The 25,331-nt window shown below is 44.0% G+C and carries 26 protein-coding genes; 8 read left to right on the top strand and 18 right to left on the bottom strand.

Going from position 1 to position 25,331, the window contains the following annotated elements:
- Positions 1 to 27: 27 nt before the first annotated feature.
- The 5 genes from KFE98_01345 to KFE98_01325 form a co-directional block, all read right to left on the bottom strand.
- Positions 28 to 840 (bottom strand): SDR family NAD(P)-dependent oxidoreductase, encoded by an 813-nt coding sequence (locus KFE98_01345; GenBank protein ID UTW62832.1) that lies wholly within the window; start codon positions 838 to 840, stop codon positions 28 to 30.
- Between the two features lie 11 nt (positions 841 to 851).
- A complete protein-coding gene (locus KFE98_01340) occupies positions 852 to 2,288 on the bottom strand; it encodes an aldehyde dehydrogenase family protein (protein ID UTW62831.1) in 1,437 nt (478 codons plus the stop codon).
- Positions 2,289 to 2,296: 8 nt separating this feature from the next.
- Positions 2,297 to 2,761, bottom strand: coding sequence for a DUF2147 domain-containing protein (locus tag KFE98_01335; protein UTW62830.1), 465 nt, complete (start codon positions 2,759 to 2,761; stop codon positions 2,297 to 2,299).
- A 108-nt stretch (positions 2,762 to 2,869) separates the two neighbouring features.
- On the bottom strand, positions 2,870 to 3,598 hold the full coding sequence (locus KFE98_01330; protein ID UTW62829.1) for a response regulator transcription factor: 729 nt from the start codon (positions 3,596 to 3,598) through the stop codon (positions 2,870 to 2,872).
- A complete protein-coding gene (locus tag KFE98_01325) occupies positions 3,591 to 6,491 on the bottom strand; it encodes a histidine kinase (protein ID UTW62828.1) in 2,901 nt (966 codons plus the stop codon). Before KFE98_01325 ends, KFE98_01330 begins: the two co-directional genes overlap by 8 nt.
- Positions 6,492 to 6,884: 393 nt before the next feature.
- On the opposite strand from KFE98_01325, the gene KFE98_01320 reads away from it, so the two are divergent.
- Positions 6,885 to 7,856, top strand: coding sequence for a hypothetical protein (locus KFE98_01320; protein UTW62827.1), 972 nt, complete (start codon positions 6,885 to 6,887; stop codon positions 7,854 to 7,856).
- A gap of 18 nt (positions 7,857 to 7,874) precedes the next feature.
- Here KFE98_01320 and KFE98_01315 read toward each other — a convergent pair whose 3' ends face one another.
- Positions 7,875 to 8,207, bottom strand: coding sequence for a helix-turn-helix transcriptional regulator (locus KFE98_01315; protein ID UTW62826.1), 333 nt, complete (start codon positions 8,205 to 8,207; stop codon positions 7,875 to 7,877).
- Between the two features lie 181 nt (positions 8,208 to 8,388).
- Between KFE98_01315 and KFE98_01310 the strand changes: the two genes are divergently transcribed.
- On the top strand, positions 8,389 to 8,787 hold the full coding sequence (locus tag KFE98_01310; GenBank protein ID UTW62825.1) for an ester cyclase: 399 nt from the start codon (positions 8,389 to 8,391) through the stop codon (positions 8,785 to 8,787).
- Positions 8,788 to 8,836: 49 nt separating this feature from the next.
- Here KFE98_01310 and KFE98_01305 read toward each other — a convergent pair whose 3' ends face one another.
- Complete coding sequence (locus tag KFE98_01305) at positions 8,837 to 9,241, bottom strand: MerR family transcriptional regulator (protein UTW62824.1); 405 nt, start codon at positions 9,239 to 9,241, stop codon at positions 8,837 to 8,839.
- A 147-nt stretch (positions 9,242 to 9,388) separates the two neighbouring features.
- Here KFE98_01305 and KFE98_01300 point away from each other — a divergent pair, with 147 nt between their 5' ends.
- Positions 9,389 to 9,763 (top strand): DoxX family protein, encoded by a 375-nt coding sequence (locus KFE98_01300; protein ID UTW62823.1) that lies wholly within the window; start codon positions 9,389 to 9,391, stop codon positions 9,761 to 9,763.
- Complete coding sequence (locus KFE98_01295) at positions 9,753 to 10,430, top strand: antibiotic biosynthesis monooxygenase (protein ID UTW62822.1); 678 nt, start codon at positions 9,753 to 9,755, stop codon at positions 10,428 to 10,430. The genes KFE98_01300 and KFE98_01295 overlap by 11 nt, the downstream gene beginning before the upstream one ends.
- Positions 10,431 to 10,450: 20 nt before the next feature.
- Here the strand turns inward: KFE98_01295 and KFE98_01290 are convergent, their stop codons facing one another.
- The 6 genes from KFE98_01290 to KFE98_01265 form a co-directional block, all read right to left on the bottom strand.
- Positions 10,451 to 10,807, bottom strand: coding sequence for an META domain-containing protein (locus tag KFE98_01290; GenBank protein ID UTW62821.1), 357 nt, complete (start codon positions 10,805 to 10,807; stop codon positions 10,451 to 10,453).
- Positions 10,735 to 11,298 carry a hypothetical protein gene (locus tag KFE98_01285; GenBank protein ID UTW62820.1) on the bottom strand — a complete coding sequence of 188 codons (564 nt, stop codon included), beginning with the start codon at positions 11,296 to 11,298 and terminating at the stop codon, positions 10,735 to 10,737. Before KFE98_01285 ends, KFE98_01290 begins: the two co-directional genes overlap by 73 nt.
- Before the next feature lie 695 nt (positions 11,299 to 11,993).
- Positions 11,994 to 12,902: a helix-turn-helix transcriptional regulator gene (locus KFE98_01280; protein ID UTW62819.1), complete on the bottom strand. Its 909-nt coding sequence runs from the start codon at positions 12,900 to 12,902 to the stop codon at positions 11,994 to 11,996.
- 1 nt (position 12,903) lies between these two features.
- Positions 12,904 to 13,665 (bottom strand): SDR family oxidoreductase, encoded by a 762-nt coding sequence (locus tag KFE98_01275; GenBank protein ID UTW62818.1) that lies wholly within the window; start codon positions 13,663 to 13,665, stop codon positions 12,904 to 12,906.
- A gap of 108 nt (positions 13,666 to 13,773) precedes the next feature.
- Positions 13,774 to 14,346 (bottom strand): hypothetical protein, encoded by a 573-nt coding sequence (locus KFE98_01270; GenBank protein ID UTW62817.1) that lies wholly within the window; start codon positions 14,344 to 14,346, stop codon positions 13,774 to 13,776.
- Complete coding sequence (locus KFE98_01265) at positions 14,339 to 15,292, bottom strand: hypothetical protein (protein ID UTW62816.1); 954 nt, start codon at positions 15,290 to 15,292, stop codon at positions 14,339 to 14,341. The genes KFE98_01270 and KFE98_01265 overlap by 8 nt, the downstream gene beginning before the upstream one ends.
- Before the next feature lie 201 nt (positions 15,293 to 15,493).
- Here KFE98_01265 and KFE98_01260 point away from each other — a divergent pair, with 201 nt between their 5' ends.
- Positions 15,494 to 16,507, top strand: coding sequence for an SIMPL domain-containing protein (locus KFE98_01260; GenBank protein UTW62815.1), 1,014 nt, complete (start codon positions 15,494 to 15,496; stop codon positions 16,505 to 16,507).
- A gap of 12 nt (positions 16,508 to 16,519) precedes the next feature.
- On the opposite strand, the gene KFE98_01255 is transcribed toward KFE98_01260, so the two are convergent.
- Together KFE98_01255 and KFE98_01250 are read right to left on the bottom strand one after the other, a co-directional pair.
- Complete coding sequence (locus KFE98_01255; protein UTW62814.1) at positions 16,520 to 17,680, bottom strand: hypothetical protein; 1,161 nt, start codon at positions 17,678 to 17,680, stop codon at positions 16,520 to 16,522.
- Positions 17,681 to 17,757: 77 nt separating this feature from the next.
- The gene (locus tag KFE98_01250; GenBank protein UTW62813.1) at positions 17,758 to 18,306 is read right to left on the bottom strand and encodes a DUF4157 domain-containing protein; all 549 of its coding nucleotides are present in this window, start codon (positions 18,304 to 18,306) and stop codon (positions 17,758 to 17,760) included.
- A 204-nt stretch (positions 18,307 to 18,510) separates the two neighbouring features.
- On the opposite strand from KFE98_01250, the gene KFE98_01245 reads away from it, so the two are divergent.
- From KFE98_01245 to KFE98_01235, 3 genes are all read left to right on the top strand, one after another.
- A complete protein-coding gene (locus tag KFE98_01245) occupies positions 18,511 to 19,260 on the top strand; it encodes a response regulator transcription factor (protein UTW62812.1) in 750 nt (249 codons plus the stop codon).
- A gap of 155 nt (positions 19,261 to 19,415) precedes the next feature.
- Positions 19,416 to 21,197, top strand: coding sequence for a tetratricopeptide repeat protein (locus KFE98_01240; protein UTW62811.1), 1,782 nt, complete (start codon positions 19,416 to 19,418; stop codon positions 21,195 to 21,197).
- Positions 21,198 to 21,406: 209 nt separating this feature from the next.
- Positions 21,407 to 22,273, top strand: coding sequence for a T9SS type A sorting domain-containing protein (locus tag KFE98_01235; GenBank protein UTW62810.1), 867 nt, complete (start codon positions 21,407 to 21,409; stop codon positions 22,271 to 22,273).
- A 161-nt stretch (positions 22,274 to 22,434) separates the two neighbouring features.
- Here KFE98_01235 and KFE98_01230 read toward each other — a convergent pair whose 3' ends face one another.
- From KFE98_01230 to KFE98_01220, 3 genes are read right to left on the bottom strand one after another with little or no spacing between them, the layout of a single operon-like run.
- Positions 22,435 to 23,157, bottom strand: coding sequence for a class I SAM-dependent methyltransferase (locus tag KFE98_01230; GenBank protein UTW62809.1), 723 nt, complete (start codon positions 23,155 to 23,157; stop codon positions 22,435 to 22,437).
- Between the two features lie 3 nt (positions 23,158 to 23,160).
- Positions 23,161 to 24,465, bottom strand: coding sequence for a hypothetical protein (locus KFE98_01225; GenBank protein ID UTW62808.1), 1,305 nt, complete (start codon positions 24,463 to 24,465; stop codon positions 23,161 to 23,163).
- 12 nt (positions 24,466 to 24,477) lie between these two features.
- A complete protein-coding gene (locus KFE98_01220; GenBank protein UTW62807.1) occupies positions 24,478 to 25,218 on the bottom strand; it encodes a hypothetical protein in 741 nt (246 codons plus the stop codon).
- Between the last annotated feature and the right edge of the window lie 113 nt (positions 25,219 to 25,331).

Genomic DNA, 25,331 nt, shown 5'->3' with positions numbered 1-25,331 from the left:
TAAGTGCGGAGTACAACCAACCCATCATTATTTCATTATTTGCATCATAAAACGGTCATACATTTTATCTGTAAATAACCGGCGGATAATTAAGGCGGCTCGGGCATTTTTACCACGGGCGTAGCGGGTGTTAGGGTGCCTGGTTTCCACAATTTCGACCATCAATTTTCCAATGACACCGGGGTCTGAACTATCCTCGTCTATTCTTTCAAGTAACTTGGCGTGTTTTTGCACCAATTCACCGTACGCTGTATGACCGGAAACCTGAAGAAGATTCTTTCGGGCAATTTCATTCCATTCGGAGCGAATTGCGCCGGGCTGTATAACGACCACATCAATACCAAAGGGAATTAACTCCTGGCGAAGGCAATCGCTCATTCCTTCCACCGCAAATTTGGATGCATGGTACCAGGCGGAGTGGGGCTCACTTCCTACACCACCTACAGAAGATACATTGACGATTTTTCCTGATTTGGCTTTTCGCATGTGAGGCAATACCAATTGGGTCAAACGGGCTAATCCAAACACGTTGACCTCAAACTGTTTTCGGGCTTCGTCCAGGGGAACATCTTCCAATGCACCATAAGAACCATAGCCTGCATTGTTGATCAATACGTCGATTTTTCCTTCGGTTTCAATGATATCGTTTACACACGAAACCATCGTCGCATTGTCGGTTACATCCAGGTGTTTGACCTTGGCATTGTGAGCGGCCAATTCTTCCATATCTGAAATATCGTTGGAAGTGGCATACACCCGGTGTCCTGCTTGAGCGAGTCGGAGGGCTCCATCGCGTCCCATACCTGACGAGGCTCCTGTTATGAGAATAACTTGTTTCATCACCGATTTATTTACGATTTTACGCCGACCTGAGAGCGAAGCATTTTTCGACTGCTGTCCTTCTTAAATGGAGGGAAGAAAATACTGGTGTATTTACGCATCAATCCTTGCTTGTGTACGGCTTTGGGATTGGTAAAAGCATAGTAGCCAATTTTACCCCCTTTGTAGCGACCCATTCCGCTGTAGCCGACTCCGCCAAATCCCATGTCACGAGCATTGGCGTGCATCAGTTCATCGTTTATGGTTACTCCACCACTTGACGTATTCATCACCACTTGATTGATTTTTTGATCACTCTTACCAAAAATGTACAGAGCCAGCGGCTTTTCATTGGCATTGATTTGGGCAATCACTTGATTCAAATCGGTGTAACCGAATACCGTTAAAACCGGACCGAATATCTCGAACTTGGCCACTTTGAGATGACGAGGAGGATTTACCACGATGGTCAAGGGGATCTTTCGGGATACTGGGTCCGGTACGAGCTCGTTTTGCGGATTAGCCTGAACAATTCGACAGCCAGCTTCTCGGGCCTCTTCAATGTAGCTAACGATGCGGTTAAATTCCCTTTCATTGATGATGGAGGTGAAATCCGGATTCTCGATGATGGAAGGGTAGATTTCCTCGCTATTCTTGATCGCTGTTTCCACAAAAGCCTCTACTTGCTTTTCGGGAACAAAGGCGTAGTCTCCAGCGATGCAAACCTGACCGGCGTTCAACTGGCGAACGGTGGCAATGCGTTTGGCGGTAAACTCAATGTCTGCATCATCCAGCACCACACAAGGCGACTTTCCACCCAGTTCTAAAATAGTAGGAGTAAGGTGCTTGGCATTGGCTTCCAAAATTTTCTTTCCCACTTCTGAACCGCCGGTAAAAAAGAACAAATCCCAGGCCTGACCAGCAAAGGCAACCGACACTTCAACTTCTCCGGTTACCACTGCCAATTCCTCTTCTTGAAAATACTGGCTCACCAATTTCTTCATGAGTTCGGCTGTGTGGGGTGTGCTTTCTGAAAATTTGATCATCACGGTATTCCCTGCTGCCAAAGCCTCAATGGTGGGGTCCAGAGCCAAACTTACCGGAGCGTTAAATGGGGACATTACACCGACCACACCCAAAGGCTCATTCACCTGATAGGTGCGTTGTCCTGTCAAGGCAAACCATCCGGAGGATTTACGTTCTGGTTTCATCCAGCCTTTTAGTTTGCCTTTGATCTTTTTGAGCAAATCGAGGGGCGAATAGATTTCGGCTGTAAAGCCCCAGTCAGCGCTTCGTGTACCAAAGTCTTGCTGCGTGGCTGCCACAATATCATCGATGTGGTTTCGGATAAGCTTGTCCATCCGATTCAGGCGATCCATTCTTACCTGGTAAGAAGGTGTATGGGCCGGAGAATAATTTCCCTTTTGAAGGGCAAATATTCGATTCAGTTCTTCTATTTGCGTTGCCATGATGCCTCCTATTTAACACGCTTGTACACGTAGGTTTGTCCGAGCCACTTGGCCCCCATATATCCCGTAAAGTGAAGATCGCCGTCTTCCATTTCTACATAACAGCTCCAGGTTTTGCCGGTAGTAGAGTCGTAAACCTTACCATCGTCATACTCGTCTCCGTCGTAGGTGAGATTATGGATGTAAGTAGATCCAATAATGTCGCGGTTGCGTAGACTTTCATCTGGATTTTCGATGTCCTTTTTAGAAGATCCATCTTCGTTTACCACGTCTTTTCCGTAGAGTAGTTTTCCGTAGTATTTGCCGTCTTTTTTATAGATCTCCATCTTGCTGGTTTTGTCTTCCAGCTCCCAGGTTCCAATGATTTCATCTGCCTTGTTTTGGGCAGTGATAGAGGCAAAACTTGTCAGTCCAAAAAGCAATACCAGCAGTAGGCCGGTTTGCTTTGTTATTCGATAAATTGTTGTGTTCATAATCCAATGACCTTTTATTACGATACAAAGGTCACCAGACCGCTATGGACGGATAGGTGGCAGATTACTGATTTAGGGGATCATTTTACAGATTGGGTGAAAAGTGCTTTATCTCAGAACGATAAACCGTTCTTTTAACTGATGAAAGATTCGCTCCTTCTTCCTCTGCGGAATCTCAATGGTGCGTCCCTGTTTCATTTGAACATAACCGCCGTCTTCTTTAGAGGCCAATTCAATCTGATTCACGTTGATCAGAAAAGATCGGTTGATCCGCATGAAGTTTTCCTGATTGAGAGCGTTTTCGAAACTCTTTAGATTTCGGCATACAATGATCTTTTCGCCGCTGGTGAGGTGTACGAAGGAATAGCTATTGTCTGCTTGAATGCACTCTATATCCAGTGTGTCGATGTAGCGATAACCGGAACCAATTGGGATAGCAATTTTACCTTGTTTGGCCTGGAGCGAATCATGGTTAAGTTCTTCCGCTATTTCTGCCACCGCTTGCTCCAGTTCTTGTGGGTTTATGGGTTTGAGCAGGTAGTTATCCGCTTTTTCGCGAATGGCTTTAATGGCATACTGATCATAGGCGGTTACAAAAATCAATTTGAAGGTTCGGTTCTCGAAAAAATCAAGAACTTCAAATCCGTTTAGCCCGGCCATTTCAATGTCCAGAAACACCAGATCGGGCTTCCATTTTTGAATGGACTTAATTCCTTCGAGCCCCGATTGGGTGGCGTTTATTATTTCCACCTGTGGGGTCAGTTCGTTGATCATGGCCGAAAGAACAGTTAAGGCATCAGCTTCATCGTCTATCAGTATGGCTTTAATTTTATTCAAGGGTCTGTTTTATTTTAGGAATGAAAAAGGTGACTCGGGTGCCCATTGGTTTTGGTCCGTCATAAAGGTCTTCAATTTCGAAACGAATGTTGGTCTCATAGAGCTGGTTCAAAAGGGTAATCCGTTCTTGTGACAACTTCGTTCCCAACGATTTTGATTCCTTTTGTTTTTCGCTGTGGAATTTGCGTCCCACTCCGTCATCGATGATCGAACAGCAGATTTGATCCCCTTTTGAGTTTAGATTCAATTGAATTAATCCCCTGCCGGACTTGGGTGAAACGCCATGCCAGATGGCATTTTCAACGAAGGGCTGCAATAAGAGGGGAGGAATTAGGTAATCGCTTAGGTTTACTTCCGGATCAACCTTTATTTCATAATCGAATTTCTCTTTGGTACGAAACTGTTCGAGCTCTAAATACATGTTTAGGGCATCTAATTCTTCTTGAAAGTGAATCCATTTTTTTCGGGAATTATGAAGAATGGTCCGGATCAATTTTGAAAATCGGGCTACCTGGATGGCCGCTAATTTCTTGTTTTCATTCCAAATCAACATTTGAATAGAATTCAACGAGTTAAAGATGAAATGAGGATTCATTTGAGAGTTTGTTGCCTCCAACCGAGCCTGGTATAGTTCCTCTTGAATGGCCAATTTTCGGCGGGCTTTCTGATTTCTTCGCTTGATGATGGAATAGATCAGGATGGCAATGATCAACTGAATGGCCAACCAAAAAGGCCAGGTTTGCCAAAAGGGAGAGGCAATGAAAAAACGAATTTGAATAGGATGTTCACTCCATCGACCATTGCCGTCACTTGCCCAAATCGTGACTGATTTATCTCCGGGAGTTAGATCAAAACTCAGTTGACCTGACTTCTGAAACATCTCTTGTTCCCGGGAATGATCAAACTGAATTTTGTATTGAAGTTTGTCCGAAGAGCCTAAGGATATTCCTGAGAACTGAAGGGTAACTCTTTTGGATGATGGTGGAAGGTGGTAGTCGGATTGGATGGAAACTTTCTCCCCATTGATAAAAACATCGGCGCATACGATCGGAACATCATGAGCGGGGAGTGCTTGTAAACTCAAAACCGAGATGCCCTTCTTGGTGGCGGCAAACAAGGTGTCATGTACTTGGATGACGTCATTCACTTCGTTCGAAATCAAACCATCAGACTCTGTTATCATTCGATCGATGAGGTAACCATTCGAACTTTTCTTGAGCCTGGCAATTCCCTGGTTGGTACTTAGCCAGAGGTCGCCATTCAGGTTTTTACTCATTCGGAGGATGGTGTTGGATATGAGCCCGTTTTGAGTAGTCAATTGACGATGTCCGTTGGGAGTTAGAAAACCAATTCCATTGCCATGGGTAGCCACGATCAGGCTTGAGTCTTTCAGTGAAATTAGGTCATTGATCCGGCCCCTTAGCCAGAGTAAATCGGTGCTTACCGCTTGATGACTTCTCGATAGATAGTCGTAAACATAAAGGCCATTAAGGGTGCCGATCCATAAGCGTTGCTGGTGATCCAAGACCAAGCTCATGATTCTCGATGGCAGGGTGTCCTGAAGAATTTTGCCGGATTTGAGTTGATGGGTGATCAATAGGTTTCCAATGGAACTCCACAACAAGGAGTCCTTGTATCCGCATGGTTTTACCCAAGAGTGCATGTTGATCACCCCATTTTTAGCGGGTGATAGCTCTTGAGGTATATTGGGGTTTATAGCGCCATAGATTTTGCCATCCTGATTGAACATTACAGTCCGTGGTAGCACCGAATAATTCTTGGGCTCAAGGGATACAAAATTGGTTTTTCGACTGAGGTTAAAAACTCTACCATCTTCACCAATCGAAGCCAAGGTGTCGTCCAAATGGATCAGGTGAGTCATTTCTTCAGAAGGAATGTTTTGGTAAAGCTCCGCCTTCCTTTGGAACACTCCATTTTCGAGTGTGGAGAACCACATGTTGCCTTCGTGATCTTCGAGGATCGAAGAAATGGAATATCCTGACAGATAAGAAGAACCTTCTAATTTCAAACCTCTTGGGTCAATCCTCAAGCATCCATTTTTACCATCCAGTCCCAACCAGAGATTCTGCTGTTTATCGGTGAAAAACCGAGAGCATATTCTTCCCGGTAGGACCAAAGAGTGGGTGATTTGACCCTTTTGGGTTCGGTACAATCTATTCTGAATACCTACTATGAATTCCTCATCTGCGACCTGAAAAACTTGAACGCCGGTTGCTTCCTCCTTAAATCGATCAAGCGACCAGGAACCAATCTTTGTTTCGTTCCAATAAACGTTCAACACCGGATGATCCGGATGATGCTGAATATGGATCTCAGTAAATGGGCTAAACTCGCTCAAGTGGACCACAAAATTTGATTCCTTTTCGTTTCGTTGAAGACGAAAAAAGCGGTCGTAATAAAAGGTGGTTCGTCCTTCAGAATTGGGCACGGTAAACTGTATCCAGCCCTGGGGAGGTAAATCAGCTGTTACTCTGGTGAGGCTATCCTTAAATTGGGCCAGCACCGAATCAGCAAAGTTTAAGGGGAAAAAATGATCGTTTTTGTAGCCACATAATTTGCCGTTAAATCCCCAAAAAAGAAGGGTACTATCCTTTCGAGCCACCAGGGTCAAAATGGTATTGTCGCAGAGGCCATCGGTTTCTGAAAAAACTTGGATTTGTCTTCCATCATAACGACAAACTCCACGATCCGTCGCAATCCATAAGTAGCCTATTGCATCTTGAACAACCCGGTAGCATTCGGAGCTTGGGAGACCGTTTTCAAGGCCTATGTTTTGATAGATAAACCCAGGTTCGTCATTTTGTCCTATCGTCACTCCTGGTAGAAGAAGAACAATCAGGCAAAGGCATAAGTAGTGGCTGATATTACGCATCGATACGGATGAGACCTTCCCAAAAGGTGCACTTAAATTCAGGAGGCAAAATCTTTCGCAAGGTACAAGTCTCCAAGCGAAATACCGATGCATTCTCAAGCGGTGTTGCTGCATTCGCAAAGAATAGTGCTGCACTTACAAATGGAGTAGGGCACGTAGACCTCCATTTCCAAAAAATGCTTCCTGGGTAAAATGAGCTCATGGGTTAATGCTTGCACGCCCTTCCTATGGGAAGCAGACCGAAATCAGTCCTTTTCAAAATTGACTACTTCGTGAGGTCATTCGCTGCATTCACTAAAAATGAGCTTACGGATTCCCAGGTTCAGAGGTTATTTGAAACCGCAAATGATCCCCACCGAGGGGAATTATAAAACCATTTATCAAAAACAACAAATGAAAAATCTTCTATTTCTAAGTGTATTAATGCTTTGGGCAGCCGGCTTGTCAGCTCAGGTAACCCAAGGATTGGTGTCCAGCTATTCGTTCAATAGTGGGCAGGCCACGGATGGAGTTGGCAATCACCATGGTGTGGTTCATGGGGCTGTGACCACGGCAGATCGATTCAACAATGCGGGAATGGCCCTCTATTTTGATGGCGTTGATGATTACCTCGAATTAGCCCCTTCCAATACGATGCCTACCCCTTCTGGCTCGGTGTCTCTTTGGGCCAAAATGACGGCCCTATCCAATGAAGGGAGTGGGTATTCGTATAACCCCATTTTTTTGGCCAAAAATTCTGCAGCGAGCTCCTATTTCGAAGGTTGCGGACTCTACGTTTCCATTGATAATCAAAAGGCATTGACCATCACCACCCAGGCCTCGTCGACCCAGGAGCGTTATTTCTTTACGGCAAATCCGGTCTTAGTCAATGACTGGGTGCACTATGTTATCACCTACAACAGCGATTCCCTTTCCCTCTACCGACAGGGAAAACTTGAAAATCGGATTTATAAGGGATTCATCAGCTCTTTTTTAACCACCAATCCCATCCTTATCGGAGGTTCTCAAGATGTGGTTAATGATCGTTTCTTTCACGGGGCGGTTGACGACATCAATGTGTATGACCGGGTTTTGAATGATGCCGAAATTATGAGCCTCTACCAGGCAGCAAATCCTACTTTGGGCTTGTCAAACACATCCATAGAGAAAAATCCGATTTCAGTTTACCCAAACCCGTCTGTGGGAATGGTCCATTTTTCTTCTCCAGTAAATGCCCGATTGGTCAATACCCTGGGAGAGACTTTGCAGGATGAAGAGTATATCGATCAAATCGATCTATCGGATTACCCGGCAGGTGTGTATTATGTATTCATTTGGGATGAAGCAACCAGAAATAATCAATCCGTTAAGCTGATTAAGGAATAAAGTCCAAAATGGATTTCTTCACGGAGTAGCTTCGGGTTCCATTCCCAAAAGTTCCATCCCGAAGGTTTCGATCTGTTTGACGATAGGCAAGATTTTCTTGCCTTTTTCTGTGAGTGAGTATTCCACTTTCGGAGGGATTTCTGGATAGGCTTCCCGGTGAACAATTTCGGATTCCACCATTTTCTTGAGTTCCTGTATCAGCATCTTTTCACTGATGTTTGGAATAAGTCTTTTCAATTCACCAAAACGTCGCTTTTCTGTCCCAATCTCATAGATAATCTGTAGGGGCCATTTTCCTCCGATAAACTTAAGTGCTTCGCCTACAGGGCATTTATTTTCAATTTTTTGCATTTTCTAATGAATTGAATAACAATAATAATAACTTTTTGGTAGGTGCCTAACTAAAAGGTAAGTACTTGACTAATGATTAGTGCCCCTCTACATTTGTTCTCAAATTATTGAAATCATGCATAGAGTAGCTTATTTATTAATGATTAGCCTGACATTCATGGCTTTTACAAATCCCAAGAAAATGGACAAACGAATAGAAATAGCCAATACTTATTACGAGTTATTGGACAAAGGTGATGCAGCTGGTATGGACGACCTTTTAGCGAGCCACTTAATTGATCACGACAGCCACGGTGGTAATGCCGTAGAAGAGATTAAGGGTTTGACTATGGCTTTGGGTGCTGGATTTTCCAATTCGAAACATACCATTGAGGTGATGGATCTTATTGGAGATGACAAGGTGTTTGTACGTTGGAGAATGACGGCCAAGCACACGGGAGAGTTCTTCGGCGTTCCGGCCACAAACAAGTCCGTGAATTTTGTGGGCCACGACCTCCTGAAAGTAAAGGATGGTAAGGTTGTAGAAATCTGGCATGTGGAGAACTTGCTTGGAATGTTTGAGCAAATGAAGCCGGAATAATTTCCTGATAAGGCTCCTTCCTGGCACCGGATCGGGGAGGAGCCTTTATTTACTCAGGTTCATTTTCTGAATTGGACGCAGTAGCTCGACCCACCAACTCATCCTGATTGCAAGACATTCCAAGATGGCCTTCCAGCAATTGCTTGGCTTCCTGAAGCTCCCGGATCTTTTGATCTATATCATCCAATTTTTTTTGAATAAACTGCTGTTGCTGATCTTGTTCAAACTCATCGTTATCCATCATTTCCATCACTGCCTGACATTCGTTGAGGGTGAGTCCCAATTTCTTCATAACCAGAATGAGCCTTACCCGTTCTAAATTTTGTTCACTGTAATCCTTGTAGTTGTTGTATTCGTGGGGACGGGTTACCCCCTTCAACATACCTCTACTTTCGTAGAGCCGAATTGTATCTCTGGAAACTCCGGTTTTCGCTGCTATCTCTCCAATTTTCATACTCCAATTAAAAAAAGTGATCTTTTTCCTTGACCATTGACCATGGTCCACGGTTTACTTTTGTCAAAGTAAATGAAATTTCTATTAAAAATCACCTGAGTGCGATCCTGGGGAACGCTTGGATTGCCTCGAGAAAAAGGACTTACAATGAAACGAGATAAAATAGGTTATTGGCTTTTTGCGGCCTTATTTGGCTTGAGCATGTTAAGCGCATCAGCGATGTATGTATTTGATTACGAGCATGCCTCAGCAGAATTTACTCAATTGGGCTTTCCCCTTTTTATTATTTATCCCTTGGCACTGGCAAAAACGCTGGGAGTTATTGGAGTATTGCAGCAACGAAGCGAAACCCTGAAGGAGTGGGCTTATGCCGGCTTTACTTTCAACATTTTATTGGCCTTTGGCGGTCACTATATGGCCAACGATGGCGAGTGGTTTGGACCTCTGGTGGTATTAGGATTTATGATCGGGTTATATGTGTTTGACCAAAAACTAAAAGGAGCGGTTGACGATGAAAAATGATGCTCAATCAAATTCAAATCAGCCGGCGGTATTCGAAATATCCTACCTCCGGGTAAAAGAAGGATCGGAGAAAGCATTCCGATTGGGATGGACCCACGTTTCCAGGGAAATGGAAAAAGCTGCGGGCATTCGATATATGGGGCTCTTTGAATCCTTCTATTCCTTTCCACAAAAAAAGGCCCGCAATGCCTTTGTCCAAATCAGTCAGTGGGACAGCATGGAAGCCATGGTGCAAGCTCAGTCTCATCATAAACTCAAGGATTCCGGAGAGTTTGCCAATACCTATGTGGTAGAAGAACAATACCAAATGAAAGCGGCTGGAGACTTGCCCGTTCATTTTCGAGAAATGATTGGTTCCGAATATGCGATTGAATTCGCAGCTCGTACCATAAAACCTTCCAAGCGATCGGTTTATCCCAAGCTTCGAAACGACTTTATGAAATTCATTAAAGACCAACCGGGCTATGCCTTTGACCAGGAATTTGAAGCCCTGGCTCAGGACGTCGATGTTTTGATTTTTGGCTGGAAGACCGTAGAGGATTTTCAAAATGCAGGAAAACGCGTAAAGCGATCCATTAAGCAATTGTTCAAAACGGTCAGGTACTTTCAGTTAATCAAGCACCGCGGTTTTCAGGTGGGCACTTGTGTGGAATTTGTGGCTCGGTGAAAACAGTTTAAGAATCCCAGCTATTGGGCCGCTTCAAATAGCAGCGGAGGTCCACTTGAATTCTTTAAGGTGAGTAGGTTATTTTGGATTTCGAAATGATGGGTAGAAAACAAACCGTCGAAAAAGCGCTGTTCGTAATGGGTTGCACGGCTCGTGCCCGGGGCTTCCTTGGAATAAATGGGGTCAAAAATATGGAGCTCAAAGGTTGAATCAGTCACCTCAAAATTGCCGGAAATGGCTCTTATGGGACCAAAACCTGAGAGTTTGTTGAACCCAGATAGGGTATCTCGAATGGGCGCAAAGCCTATCCAAATAGGTCGGGTGCAGGGGGAAAGTCTATACTGTCGGCAGAAACCTGAAAACCAACAAAGTTCCAATACTGTCGCAGTGAATCGTTACGGGAGAAATCTTGGGAGTATTCAATGGGACAATGCCTAAGCGCTATTGTATTGATTTTGACAAAACGAACGGCTTTGCCCTTGTCGTCTAAAGTAGGTGTAGAGCACTGAGCCTTGACCACGGCATCGACCACCACGTGCTCACCAATTTCAAACTCCTGTCCGAGCAATTGAATTTTTGTTGAACTAATGGGTTCGCTTTGCTCACCACAGATCAAAAAATTTGCTCGGTTGTTAGAGGTATCCATCAGTTCTGCCAAGGAGTAAAAGTCCTTACCGTTTATGGTGATGGTATGAAGAATACTTCGGTAATTCAATAGGCTATTAGCATTGGGGTGGTCATCCTTGCAATTTCCCTGGTAGCATTGGGTATCTGCCGGAATTGAGGACTCCGGTAGGGGCGTCTCTTCTTTCTTACAGCTGACAATCAGTAAAAGGGTTAGAACTAAAAATGGCCAGTATTGCCTCATATTCAATTGGATGCGATGGTTATCGGCGTGGTTTTCATCATTCCTATCAAATTTACGGAAATTAGGAATCAAAACTATTCTTGATTCCGCGGACGAAAAATTATCGCGTCATTAAATCATCTGCTGAAGTATTGCGGGTGCTTAACAAATGCATAGAGTAGAGTGCAATGTGAAGAAGTGTTTTCAAGTATATCATAGACTTAATCAATTATATAGCGGTAACTTTTTCGCTTTCTAAAAACCATTTCAAAATCGTCGAAGAAAAAAGTTAAAATGCCATCATTTGAGACTTGGTAAGAACCACTTGGCATTCGGTAATCCCTCGTTTCCCTGCAATGCCGAAAAGTGCAGGTCGCGCCGGTCATCTTTAGAACACCTTCCTCGGTTGTCCAGTTATCCGATTGACAGGTATTGCAACCCGCAAAAAAAGTGCAAGAGGATTGGCTAAAACTTAATGTAGGTAGTTTATCAAAATCAATATCGGAATTCATCATTTCCCATGTTCCAATGAGTCTTGAGTCTTGTTGACCGAAGCCGCTAAAGGGTAGAATACTGATAAAAAATAGCAATAGAATGTTGTGGGAATGGCTCATGATTGATTCCTTGTTTTTGAACGATATCTCCAAAAACATGCCAGAATTATGATTCACTCGCTTTTATCCGCTGGGTATTAGAAGAATTCGCAAAACCTCCAATTACTTCTCAAACCATCGGCGAAACTCAAGCGGCGATACCTTCACCTTGTTCTTAAACAACCGACTAAAGGATTGAGAGTGCTCAAATCCCAAATCATAGGCAATTTCACTGACGGAGAGTTGAGTGCTTGTCAACTTCTCCTTGGCTTTTTCAATGAGTTTGTTGTGGATGTGTTGCTGCGTATTCTGGCCGGTAACTACCTTGAGCATAGAGCTGAGGTAATTGGGAGACAGGTTGAGTTGATCAGCCAGGTCTTGTACCTGGGGAAGGCCGGAGTGCCTTAAGTCTTGCTGGTCGAAGTAATCCTGAAGGAGTTGCTCCAATTTGCTCAAAATTTCATGGTTGGATTTCTTGCGGGTAATAAACTGCCTTTGGTAAAATCGTTGAGCATAGTTCAGCAAAACCTCCATTTGAGAGATGATGATCTTTTGACTAAAGGCGTCGATGTTGGAATGGTATTCCTGCCGAATGTTTTGCATAATACCCATGATGGATTGCTCCTCCTTATCGGATAGAAACAGGGCCTCATGAACCTCGTAATCGAAAAAATCAAATTCCCTGATGGATTGAGCCAGGGAGGTGTTCCACAAAAAATCGGGGTGAAACAAAAGCAGCCATCCACTTGGTTTCTGCTCAGGATTAACATGGGTCTTTATTCTCACAACCTGCTGAGGAGCGATAAATGACATCAAGCCCTCATCGAAATCATAGGGCTGCTGACCGTAGCGCATTTTGCCCTGAACGCCCCGCTTCAAGGCAATCACATAGTTTCCTTGAACCAGACTTATCTCCTCTTGATCATTGGGGTAATTCACCTGGCTGTAATCGACCAAACTAACCAGCGGGTGCTCCGGTTTTGGGAGCCCCGCTAGTTTATGGTAATCGCTGATGCTGTTAATGTGATACATGCTATATCAAAGTTCCTCCTGAAGCTTCCAGGCGCTGGGCAGTCATCCAATGGGCATCTTCGGAGCACAAAAAGGCCACAATGCCACCAATATCTTCTGCTTCACCCACCCGGCCCAAAGCAGTAACGCTTGAGATCAGGTTTCTTTTTTGTTCATTATCCCGGTTAGAACCTCCTCCAAAATCGGTAGCTACGGCTCCGGGAGCTACCACATTGGCTGTAATTCCTCTCGGTCCAAGTTCTTTTGCAAGATAACGTGTAAATACTTCAATAGCGCCCTTCATTATGGCGTAAGCCGCGTAACCTGGAAAAGCAAAACGAGCCAGGCCAGAAGAAATATTGATAATACTTCCCTCATCGTTTAAGTGGGGCAGTGCTTTTTGAGTAAAAAAGAACACGCCTTTAAGATGGATATGCAGCATTTCGTCAAATTGCTCTTCAGTGGTGTCGGCGATGGCTGATTGTATTCCCGTGCCTGCGTTGTTGACCAGAAAATCAAACTTTTTTGATCCCCGGGTTTCCACTAACCAATCTCCGAATTTTGTGTAAAATGAGTCGAAAGAATGGGTATCCCGACTATCGAGTTGAAGGCAGTGTCCGGTAACTCCTCTTTTTTCGATTTCGCGAACAACCTCAAGGGCTGCTGCTTCATTTTGATGATAGGTGATGACTACGTCAATATTGTATTCCGCAATGCGCAGTGCCATTTCTTTACCCAGTCCGCGACTACCGCCGGTTACTAAAGCTACTTTTCGTGGTGTCATGTGTGTGATTTTGATGTTTTTCAATGATGGAAGCAAAATTGAAATCATCGTTTTCCACGGGTGTATCCGAATCCGGGAGCTTTGTAACCAGATCTCAGGTAAGGTGATCTATTGGTTGATGGCGCTCATTTCGCCGAGGTATATTTTCCAAACTTTTTGGGTCTCATCATCGAACTGAACATCTTGATGGACCAGGTAAAAGGCGACTTCCAGTAATACGATATCGTTTTCCGGAAAAACTAACCTAAACTGCTGGACAATTCGATATTGGTCAGGAGATGATTGATTTTGATCTGCTGCTTTAGAACCCATCGATTCAAGGTGAACCGGATCTTTGTAGGAATCCATTTTTGCAGCACGCCTACCTAAATCAAAAAGTGCGGAAGGCGATCGCATTATGTGGTCATATACCTGAACTTCTGGATGAATAAAGAGGCTTTTTAATTCCTCCCAGTATTGATTCTGAACATCGGGAAGGCTATCCATTTCTGCTATTTTTTGCAGGTAGAAGAAATAGTCCGATAGTTTTTGAATTCCCCGAGCTTCGTAGGCTTTGAGCTCGGTAGAAGTCAATTTTTCATTGGCAAATTGTTGGTCATACGAACGGTAAGATTGGGAGGACTGTCCCCACCCAGTGTGGCTCAAACCGGTCAATAGTATTAGAAGAAGAATTCTATTCATGACTCACAAATTTTAATTTGGAAATACGGTCGCCTTCATACACCACATCCAATACTTCAACATTCTTCAGGTTACTTCCCGGAAATATCAGCTTTCGGATAAACTGTTTTTTGTTGAACAAGTCCATCCCCATTTGATTTCCCGCCATCACCTGATAGATCTGGGCATGGTCCACGAAAATGCCATTGAGCTGCTTTTCTTTTTCCTTCCAGTTTTTCAACTCAATAGAGGAGATGTAATGGATGAGCAAAGCGTAGTGGTCGGGCTCAAGTATTAAATCCTCATGGCTTTTTTGGGAGGTAAAGGTTCTAATGATCGTGTCGGTTTTGATATATGGGCCGGAAACCACTAATCGGGTTTTACCTTGAGCTTCCACCGAGATTCGGTTCATCGAATCCAGGGCGAGATTTTTGGGTGATTCGCCTTCCGTTAGTAATTGAATTCGGGTGTCTTGTGCGATAAAAGTGGGGAGGTTTTCTGGAAATTTTAGCGTTAGTTGGTGCTGAGGTGGCGAAGAGTCGCTGCGCAATTCTTCGAAAAGGAAAAAGACCAAAATGACCAAGGTAAAGCCTATTCCCAGCAGGTATTTCCATTGGACCTTAGGGGCGGGTGAAGAGGAAGAAGAGGGGGAAGTGCTGTTGGGATTCATTTCGTCGTGCACAAACTTTTCCCAGTTATCCCGGCCTACATAATTGGCAAGAAGATCCAACATATCGATTCGGGGAAGCTTTTCCGTTTTCTCCGGTTTTAAGTAGTTGTAAAACCACCGCTCCGACACCCGACCATTTACCCGATTCTGTAAGTCCTGTTGAAGAAACTCCACCTCTCGTCCGGTCCAGAATCGTAGATCCGATTTACATCCTGGATAGGCCTGTTGCAGCTGGTAGACCACCTGCTCTTTCAATTTTTCGAATGCTTGCAATTGTGCTTCGTGATTAGGGACCATGCAATGTAAATCTGAAGGCTGATAAATGTATAAAACTTTGCTGCATATCGTCTGCAAACCTTTTGCACACGGTACAAAACTACTGTGCAGGCCCTATTCAGAGCTTATGCACGATTTGGCCATACCTGAGGAAGAAACGCCCCGTAATATTGCTCTGAAATCATTCACCAATCTCATTATTAATTCCAAAAACAAATGAAAATGAAAACGATCTTGTTCCTACTTACTTTGGGCCTATTCACCTGTTCGAGTTATGCCCAGAATGCTGGAAATGCGGTTTACAATCAAAATACTCAGCACAATTATAGCAACTCAAACAGTTCCCGTTTAAGACAACTCACCACACCCAGTGAACCGGTCTTTAATGACTTTCACCGTTTTTCTATGCGATCCTTATACAATGTAAAACCCAAAGGTTACTTAGCCGTTTTTCATCTTTTTCAAATGGGAAAAACGGCAGCCCAGGCCAATGGACTTATCCAAAGTCGAACGGATTCGGTGAGAAAGGAACTCATTGCCTTGGGATTCCAGGAAGATGACATTTACCTGGACATGATATCCTTTGTGCCCCTTTATGAGGTCGAATCCGAGAACAAACTGTTTAGCAAGAAAACCTATACCGAAATTCCCGCTGGATTTGAAATCAAAAAGAACTTCCATATTCGCTATGCCAACAAAAATGCCCTGGATGCCATTGTAGCCATTTGTGCCCGGCACGAGATTTATGATTTGGTCAAAGTAGATGTTTTGATGGAAGACATTGAAAAGGTCAAAAGTGAATTGCGACTCAAGTCTATCGAACTGCTTAAGGATAACGTTGATTTTCAAACCTCCCTCGGAGTTGATCTCAGCAATGTGGACATCCGCATGTCCGAATCCTTTAACATAATCGAACCACAGGAACGGTACACCGGCTATTCCTGCAGCAGTAGTACGGACTTGAATTTACTTAGAAAAAAGAGCGAGGTTAAACGAATCAAGAAGAATACGTCCATTTACTACGATCCGGTGTCTTACACCGACTTTGATCTGGTGGTCAATCCCGAATTTACCGAACCTGTTATCCAGGTGGTTCAGCACGTGGTAGTGGTTTACAAGAAAAAACCGAAGGATCAACCCAAGCCACCTGCACCCAAGGTAATTACTGAAACCAAAATTCAGAAAGAGGTATTCTTCATTGAGCACGAAGGCACCATTAAAAAATTGGAATTGTAGGGGAGTGCGGGGTTAATACCTCACACCCTTAGAAGCCAAATAGGCCTCGTATTGTTCCATAGCCTTGGCCCAATGTCCCAATGGAATAGGAGCGGTGAAAGGATTGCGAATTTCGTAGACTCCTTCCGCCGCTTGTTCCTTGGGAATGAGGGAGGAGGAAGTGTTTTTTAGAATCGTACCAGGCGTGGTAGGACCTTGACCAATGTTTCGATCAGGAATGAGGGGGCTACCATCAATCATGAGCTGCCTGGCAGCGGTTTTCATTTGATTTTTAAGGGTTCCTAAAACAGGTACGGTCATAGGATCATTGTCAGAATAGGGATAATTCGGGTAGTTAGGGATTGGTGCCGAATTAATCGCTTTTACAAAGGCGTCGAAGGCTTCCTTTCTTGCTTCTACTGGCGTTGCCGCCCCGGTTTGACCGGCAATGATTTTGGCTGCTCGTTGAATGTCAAACCTTGGAAATAGCAAAAAGGCATTTTTAGCCGTATCCTGGAGGGTGTCAATTTGTTTGTTGATCCGGCGAATGATCATCATTTTACCCACGGCGCTGTTTGCTGTATTTCCACCGGAGCGTTTGTCCAATGCACCTTTTTTGGAATTGAGTTCAGCAATGGCCGATTCGTTAAAGCCGAGTACATAGAAGCTACTCACAACGGTGGCGGCGTCCATGAAAAAGGTGGCTAAGAATTTTTGCTGATCGCCTCGAACGATATTGGATTTTCCAAATTCATCCAATAAGGTTTGGGTAATGTGTTTTCGAATGGCAATATGCCGGGTATGAAGTCCTTGCAGTGGAACAGGAGCAACTTTCTCAGTATCCTTGTCGTAATCCACGCGTTCGTCTTTTTCAAAGGCGGCATGGAGGTTAAATCCGGTGCCTGATTTTGGGGATACATTCACCTGGAAGGTACCTGATTTTGATCCTCTTGCGGGCATGACCGGAACTCCAAAATAGGTAGGTACAACATCGAAAGTACTCGTCAGTTTTTCAAGTAAGGTCAGGTCTTGTACCAAAGGGGACGGTTTGTGAACTCCTTGGTTATAAGTGCCAGATGCATACTCTAACGTGGCTACTCTTTGGGTACCGTGATCTTTTCCGAAATTTTCGTCTCGTGGATTTTCCGCATGAACTTCCATCCGCTTATGAATAAGCGGAATCCAGGTCAGCATTTGTCCTTGTTTAACAGTAGGGCCTACCTTGAAATTTAATCCAGGTACTTCAATTTCAACGCCTATTGCTCGTTGAACTATTCCTTGGGTTGAGACTTTTTTTTTAATTGAGAGGCGGATTGCTGGCTGCCCAATTGAGCGGCATGACTTCCCATGATATCTGCTTCTCGTTCGAGACCTTCATCATCGTTAATTGGTGTGCCGGCCTTGAGTTGAGTGGTCGCTTGTACGCGTCCTTGTTTTTGTTGAACTACGTGCCAGGCTTCATGAGGTAGGTGCTTTTCTTGTCCCGGGCCTAGGTGTATCTGACTGCCCTGAGCATAGGCATGGGCATTGAGTTGAGCGGGCTTGCTCGAATTGTAATGGACCTGAACATCATTCATGGAATAGCCGGAGAGGTTCTCAATGCCCGATTTCAGGTTGTCTGGAAGCCCAGTGTTATTGGCTTGCCGCTGTACAGGTGGATTTTCAGCCAGATGTTTCATGTGTTCCTGGCGTTGAGCTATTGGGCGGTTATCCTTCAGCTGAGTAATTTCCGAACTCCCATCTTTACCAGAATGGGTCAAATTCGTGGCATTAGGGCCGGTAGAGTTTAAGTCTTTATTTCCCGTTACTTCCTGTTTCATGACAAGCAAATCAATTACCCGAAAATAGCTGGAATTCAGGTGATTTTTATACGTAGAAATACCTGATTTGCTGAAGAGCTAATGTCTGATGCTGAAAATGGCTTCGAATTCTTGTTCAAAGGATGAAGTATTTCAGGCAACTGCCCCTCATCTGTTTCGTCCTACCTTAAATGCCTAATCATCCCGAACCCAATTTCGATTCCTATGATTAAAACCATCTTGGTAGATGACGAAAAAAAGAGCCTAAACATTCTTATTAGGTTAATCGAAACGCATGTAGAAAACATCGACATTATTGGCAGCGCCACGGATATAGATACTGCCCGGGAACTGATTGAAGAGTCCCGTCCGCAACTCGTTTTTTTGGATATTGAAATGGGACCACGATCAGGGTTCGATTTGCTTGAATCCATGGAGGAGATTGATTTCCATGTCATTTTTGTGACTGCCCATGAGGAGTTTGCTTTGAAGGCAATTAAAATATCAGCCCTCGATTACTTGATAAAGCCAGTGGGTATTCAAGAATTAAAGGGTGCTGTCAACAAGGTAGAAAAGCAAGAATTGAATGCCCAATCGGGGCATAAGATCACCCAGCTGGTCAAGAATTTTTATGTCGAAAGTCCGGATCTGCGGAGAATAACACTTCCCACCTCCGAGGGTTTTGAGTTTGTTCCTATCCGAGATATCTTGTATTGCAGGGCCGATGGTAGTTATTCTCATATTTTCTTGAAGGATGGACAGAAAATAACCACTTCAAAAAACCTGAAATTCTATTCCGATATTCTGGAAGATTACGCTTTCTACCGCATCCACAACACTTCCTTGATTAACCTGAGGTACATCCGAAAGTTTGGAAAATCAGCCGGGGGATACGTCATCATGGAGGATGGAAAGGAACTTAGTGTTTCCAAGAGTAAGAAACCTGGTCTTCTCGATCAGTTCGGCCACAAATAATACAAACCGAAAATACCCAACGATGCGCTAAATCGGCCAGCAGGTAAATTGGCGTGCTGTGGTATTCTCATTCCTCCTAGATTGCCTGTATGTTTCGATTTCGTCTTAAGAGAGTCTGCGCTCTTATCCCGTTCCTTTTTTTCCTTGGGACGTCGGTGTATTCCAATTCCCTGTCAAACGATAGCCTGAAGCAGGTTATGCTCGAAGGACCAAATGTAGAATCACGGGCTGAGGCCGGTCTGCTATATGCGGATAGGATAATCTACGCGAACTACGATTCCTCCCTTTGGGCCATCGATCAGGTTATTCTTGATGGCCAGAAAAACAACTATGAAAAGGGAGTTGCCCGAGCTAAGTCTCTTAAATCCTGGCTGTATTTGATTCGGGCCAGGTACGAAGATGCACTTCGGGCAGCACATGATGCCCTGGCCATACAGGAACAGCAGAATCAGGATACCCTCGAACTGGCCAAAACCTTAAACATGCTTGGCGCCATAAATTTGGAGTTAGGCCGATTTGAAGAGTCGCTGGTCTACATGGAGCGAGCCCTCCACATTCTGCTTGTGCTGAACGATACATCCCGATTGGATAGGGCCTACAACAACCTGGGATCTTTTCATTTTGAATCTGGAAACTACAGGGAGGCCATTACTTACTACAAGGAGTCAAGGAAGAAAAGAGTAAGTCTGAAAGACTATCAGCGTGTGGCTTATTCTGATTATAACCTGGGGTGCGCTTATCTGGAATTGGATAGGATAGATTCTGCCGTGTTCTTCATGGAACGCAGCCAGGAAATATTTGCCAATCAAACTTCTTCAGGACGAATACCTGATATGGTTTATATCGGTTTGGGGAGATGTTATTTGGCTCAAAACAAATTGAATAGTGCTATTGAATATATCCAAAAAGGGCTGCAAATGTCCATTGCCTCAGGTTATGCTGATCGATGGGTGCGTGGCTATGATGTCTTGGCAAAGGCCTTGTTTCAGGCTGGGAGACACGAGGAATCTTATCTCGCATTGAAGCGAAGATGTGAATTAGCCGATAGCTTAGGAGAAGAGAACAATGCCAAGGCTATCGCCGAAATTGAAGAGCGCTACCAAAGTGCCCAAAATGAGAAAAAATTGATGACCTCAGTGGCCAAAAACCTGGAACAGGAAAACAAAATCATCAAAATGGAATCGGCGCAAACTCGTGTCTGGCTCATGGCTCTGATCTTGGTTTTCCTAATTGCTACGGCAGCTATCTACAAAATTCAAAGAAAAAGAGCGTCAGAGGCATCCCTGCAGGCCGACCTCGCTTCGGCCAGGTTAACAGCTCTTCAATCCCAAATGAATCCCCACTTTATTTTCAATTGCATCAATACCTCCCAAAATTTTGTGATTGAAGGTGAAAATAACCGCGCTTACGACTATTTGTCTCGGTTTGCTAAATTGCTACGAGGAGTGCTGGAAAGTTCCGGCCTTTCTTACGTTTCGTTGGAGAACGAAATCAACCTGATTAATCATTACCTGTCTTTAGAAGCGATCCGATTTGATGAGAAGTTTTCCTACAAGGTCACCGTGGAAGAGAAGTTAAGAAGCGGAACCTTTGAAATCCCGGGAATGGTTATCCAGCCCTTCGTCGAAAATGCCATAACCCATGGCTTGATCAATTTGGAAGGCAAAAAGGGGAACCTGAGTATTCAACTGTATACCCAGGATAGCCACGTCATTTGCGAAATTGAGGACAATGGGGTCGGTCGGCAAAAAGCGGCGGAGATAAAGTCTCGAAAGCAGCGCCGGTATGCTTCCAAGGCCCTTGCCAATATTGAGGAAAGGTTGAATTTATTGAATCAAAACCGGTCGATGGAGGTTGGGTACGAGATCCGGGACTTAAGCGATGAATCTGGCGAACCGGCCGGAACTCATGTGAAAATTTGGCTGCCCTACCTATAATCCTATTTTCCTGAAGAGAAACTGAATTTCACAGACCAAGCTCCAAAACGGTCCAACCACAAATTGCCCTAAAAGCGGGCATCCGATCCCGGTAGTTTTACATCGAAAATAATAACCAAAGCCTTTGCTCTGGCTGTGTCTGGGCCATTTAGGTTGATCAGCAATATCAGATTTAAGGCGATTATTAATACGATTTAAACCATAATTCTATGAAATCAGTTTTTACCCAGAAACCTGCCGTACTCCTTCTCTTGTTGATTTTTTTGGGAACGGTCGGAAATGCTCAAAGTTTGAAAGAGATCACCGGAAAACGCTTTTTTGAACACCACAGTCCTTCCATGAAAAAACTCAATGGTGCACCAGGTCCTGAGCAGTCAGGATATGATTTTGTGCAACACGATTACTACAGCAGCTTTGACGTGACTTCGTTTGGAAAATACCTCAACGGAGAAGAGGCCAACATCGATATGGTGGAGCACTTTGAAACCCGACGTGTGTTTACCATAACATCCGGTGAGAGCTCGATCTGGGCTGGTGATATATGGGGAAATAGCAAAACCCAATGGGTGGTTGCCTCTGCGAACTTCGATTACAACACGGTAAGCGACGTGGCCGATTTGGAAAGTGAATTTCAAGCGGGCGCTCCGAGTTTGACTCTACCTGCCATTAATGAGGGAGAAGTATACATCGCCCGAATCCGAAACACGGATCAATATGTGGCCATGAAATGCTACAACGTGACCAACGCGAATACAGGACAAGACATCTTTTTTGATTTTGATTATAAATATGGAACCCGGGTTGAAGTTCAGGTTGGAATCGAGGAGTCTTCGATTGCCGGGAACCTTTCCATTTTTCCGAATCCAGCTTCAGATTGGATCACTTTAGATTATCAAGGGGAGGAAGCTCTACAGGTTACCCTTCTTTCCGTTCAAGGGCAGATAATTCAGGAGCTTGAGCTTGCTGGTGGAACCAATCAATCCTTGGACCTGGGTAGTTTGCCTTCGGGGATGTATGTCGTTCGCTACTCTTCAGGAGCTGAGGCAAGTCGTGTTCTTAGAATCAACAAAAAATAGGTCGGAAGTTCAGACTAAAAGTTTGCCCAGGAAGGTGATTAAGGTGAAAATGGGTTTGGATGGATTCAAGTTCCCCTTCCTTCAGTAGTTAGCTGTAGTTGGGCATTTTCGGGAAAGGTTTAGCGAATTAGGGCGTTAAACCTTTCTTTTTTTGCCTTAACTCATCTGGATTTGCACCCCGCAATCCCACTGGCACATCCGTAGAAATAGTCCAGGTATTTTACTTCAAAACCCGCTTCGGTAAATCGCTTTTCAACTTGTTTGGAGTTCCCGTACTTTTCGGTGTAAATACCCAACATTTCATAGGTTTCCGGATTACCTAAAAATAGTTTGCCAAGGATCGGAATGATGTTTTTTAAATAGAATAAGTACGGTCGCCTCAGGGCTGACCAATGGGGAGTCGAAACGTCGATCAATGAGAATTGTCCTCCGGGTTTTAACAGGCGATGCATTTCCTCGGCCAACTCCTGAATTTGTTGATCATTAAAGGTTTTAAGCCCGAAACCGGAAATAATGATATCCACCGATCCGTCCGGAAGGTTATTGGTAAAAATATTCTGTCTTCGGGTCTCAATTTTACGATTCGGATACTTGATTTTGGCCTGGTCAGCAAAGCGCAGCATACCCGCTGAAAAGTCGATTCCAATGAGTTGAGCGTGGGCTGGGGAGCGTTTCAAAACCTGCGGCCAGCATTCACCCATTCCGCACATCAGGTCCAGAATAACCTCACTCGTTGAAAAGTCGAGTTGTTGAATACATTGTCGCCGCCATCGTTCACTAAATCCAAAGGAGGTGATGTAGTTCATTCGAGCGTAGGACGAGCTCATTCGGTCGAACAAATCTTCTACAAATTCGGGGTCGTATATTTCCTTTTCCTGAGCCATGGATTAATAGACTTCAATTACTTGGAAGGTGGTTTTGAAATGGAAGAACTCTTCCGAGAGCCCTTTACGAATTAGGCGTTCTATATCATTGTTAACTAATTGTTCTTCGGGTGATTCCCCGGGCTCATACCGAATATAAGGAATGAAGGCTTCAAAGACATCTTTGCCCGAAGGTTTCAACTTTTTCCAATGATAAAAAGCGTTGAGTTGCATCGGATCCAACTCCGTTAAATCCAGTAGTTTTTTGTCTTTGGTGTTAAGGTCTGGCAGGTAGCTTAATTGGGCGGCAAGTAAGGTACTATCAACCATATTTACTTCATTCAGAATGATACTTACATCCCTTATTTTATCCCATCCATATTCTATACCTCGGTAATAATCCCACTGGAAATTCCGGTAAAACATTTTCCGACAATCGATGAGTCCTTCTTCTGTGATTAGATTGGCTTTCTGCAATACTTCCAATATCCGTGGATTTTTCCAGTCAATGTTGGCTTTTGTTTTGAGTAAAGGCGGATCTAAGTTTTCCTCAAACCAATTGAAATGTTTGAAGAACTGCTCTTCTGAAAAGGATTCTCCCAGTTCCCATCGGGCAATTGAGTCCCAGGTGTGAAAGAAAAAAGCGTTGTATTCACCCCGGGTTACTTCCAGGTGTTTTTTTGGTAATTCCAGTTCCAGATTGTAGTCGGTGTGCACGGTGAAATACTTCTTTTCTCCTGGATGCTTCCAGTGTAGATAGGCTTGTATTTGCCATTGATTCAGGCCTCGAACCGGATAGTCGTCAAAGTATTCATGGGTAAAGTAGTAGGAGGTAAGAAAGCTTGCCCAACTTCGGTTTATGGAGCTGTCTTCACACCAGATGTATTCGTGCGGATAAATACCAATTCTATCGTAGTACCATTTTCGTGTATCCCATTCTCTCTTTCGATTGATTTGCTGGTATTCAGGAAACAGCAAGAGGGACGTGCCTTCCCGGACGGCCGGATCATTAAAGTCAAGCTTAAAATCCCAATCCACCCGTTCAACGCTATTGTCCTTGGACCGTGTGCAATACCGGCCATCAATTTGCTCACACAAGGTGGCACGAATGGTAGAATCTCGAACGTATTCGGTGAACTCCCGGTACTCTTTGTTGGTGATAATGTGGGCGTGTTGGGCGGTGGAGGATAGGGAAAGTGCGAGTGTGAGGACGAGTGTGAGGAAGCTTTTTTGAACGATAGGTTGGCTTGAAAGCAGGTTGGTTTGAAGGCAATGATTTCTTAGAGTGGATTTTGTTGGGTGATTGAAAGAGGCTTGGAGTGGTTTCATTTGGGGTTGGAATTAGTAATACTTGATTTTTCGAATCACCAGGATGGGCTTGTCATAACGATTGTGTTTGGGATGGTGAACAACTTCATGTTTTGTGGTCACTTGCCTTTGTTCCCAATCTCCATTGGCATTGAATACATACGCCGTTAGTTCTTCAATCATCACATATTCTAAGTGTCCTTCCTCATTGTAGTGATTCGTAATGGATTGAACCAACTTATCCTTTTCCAGGATATATCGCTCTTTCTCTTTGATAGTCCCATTAGGGCGATAGGTGATTTGAACCCGTACAAATCCGTCAACAATTTTAGATTCGGTTACCCCTCCTTGTGAATTTCGAAAGCTTATGGCATTACCATCAAGATCGTGTCGGGTAACAACAACGGTGTCTAATTTAGGCGCATTCTTGGGGGATTGAATATTGCGTTTAAATTGAAACATAAACTTCTTTAGGGGCCTTTTTTTGCCAATGACGTAACGCAGTTTATCATCCTCATAGACATAAAACTTTTTGTAGCTGGAACGTTTCGACTTAGAGAATATCTCCCGACCTTTCTGGTCATATTTTTTAACTGAAGTCTGCAGCTTACCTGACCAGTTTCCGTTTTTCTTCTCCCATTTAATGTAGAATTTAATCTTCTTAACCGTCCGTGCCGAATCTACCTTGTGTGAGTTGGAATATCCAGAAGCAGGAAAAAGAAAGCAGGCAAGGATAATGGGAAACAATCCGCACCAGAAAAGAAAGTAAGGCAACGTATTTTTTTGGCGATGGTCAGTATTATTTCTATTGGTCATAAAGAAGATTCAAATTTCAAACTCTCGCATCTCGCATCTCGCATCTCGCATCTCAGATCTCGCTTCTGAAA

It is taken from the genome of bacterium SCSIO 12741 (assembly GCA_024398055.1).
In the GTDB taxonomy this organism is placed as follows: Bacteria; Bacteroidota; Bacteroidia; order Flavobacteriales_G; family Salibacteraceae; genus SCSIO-12741.
Note: the sequence above shows the minus strand (reverse complement) of the source record. Positions and strands in the feature narration are given on the sequence as shown.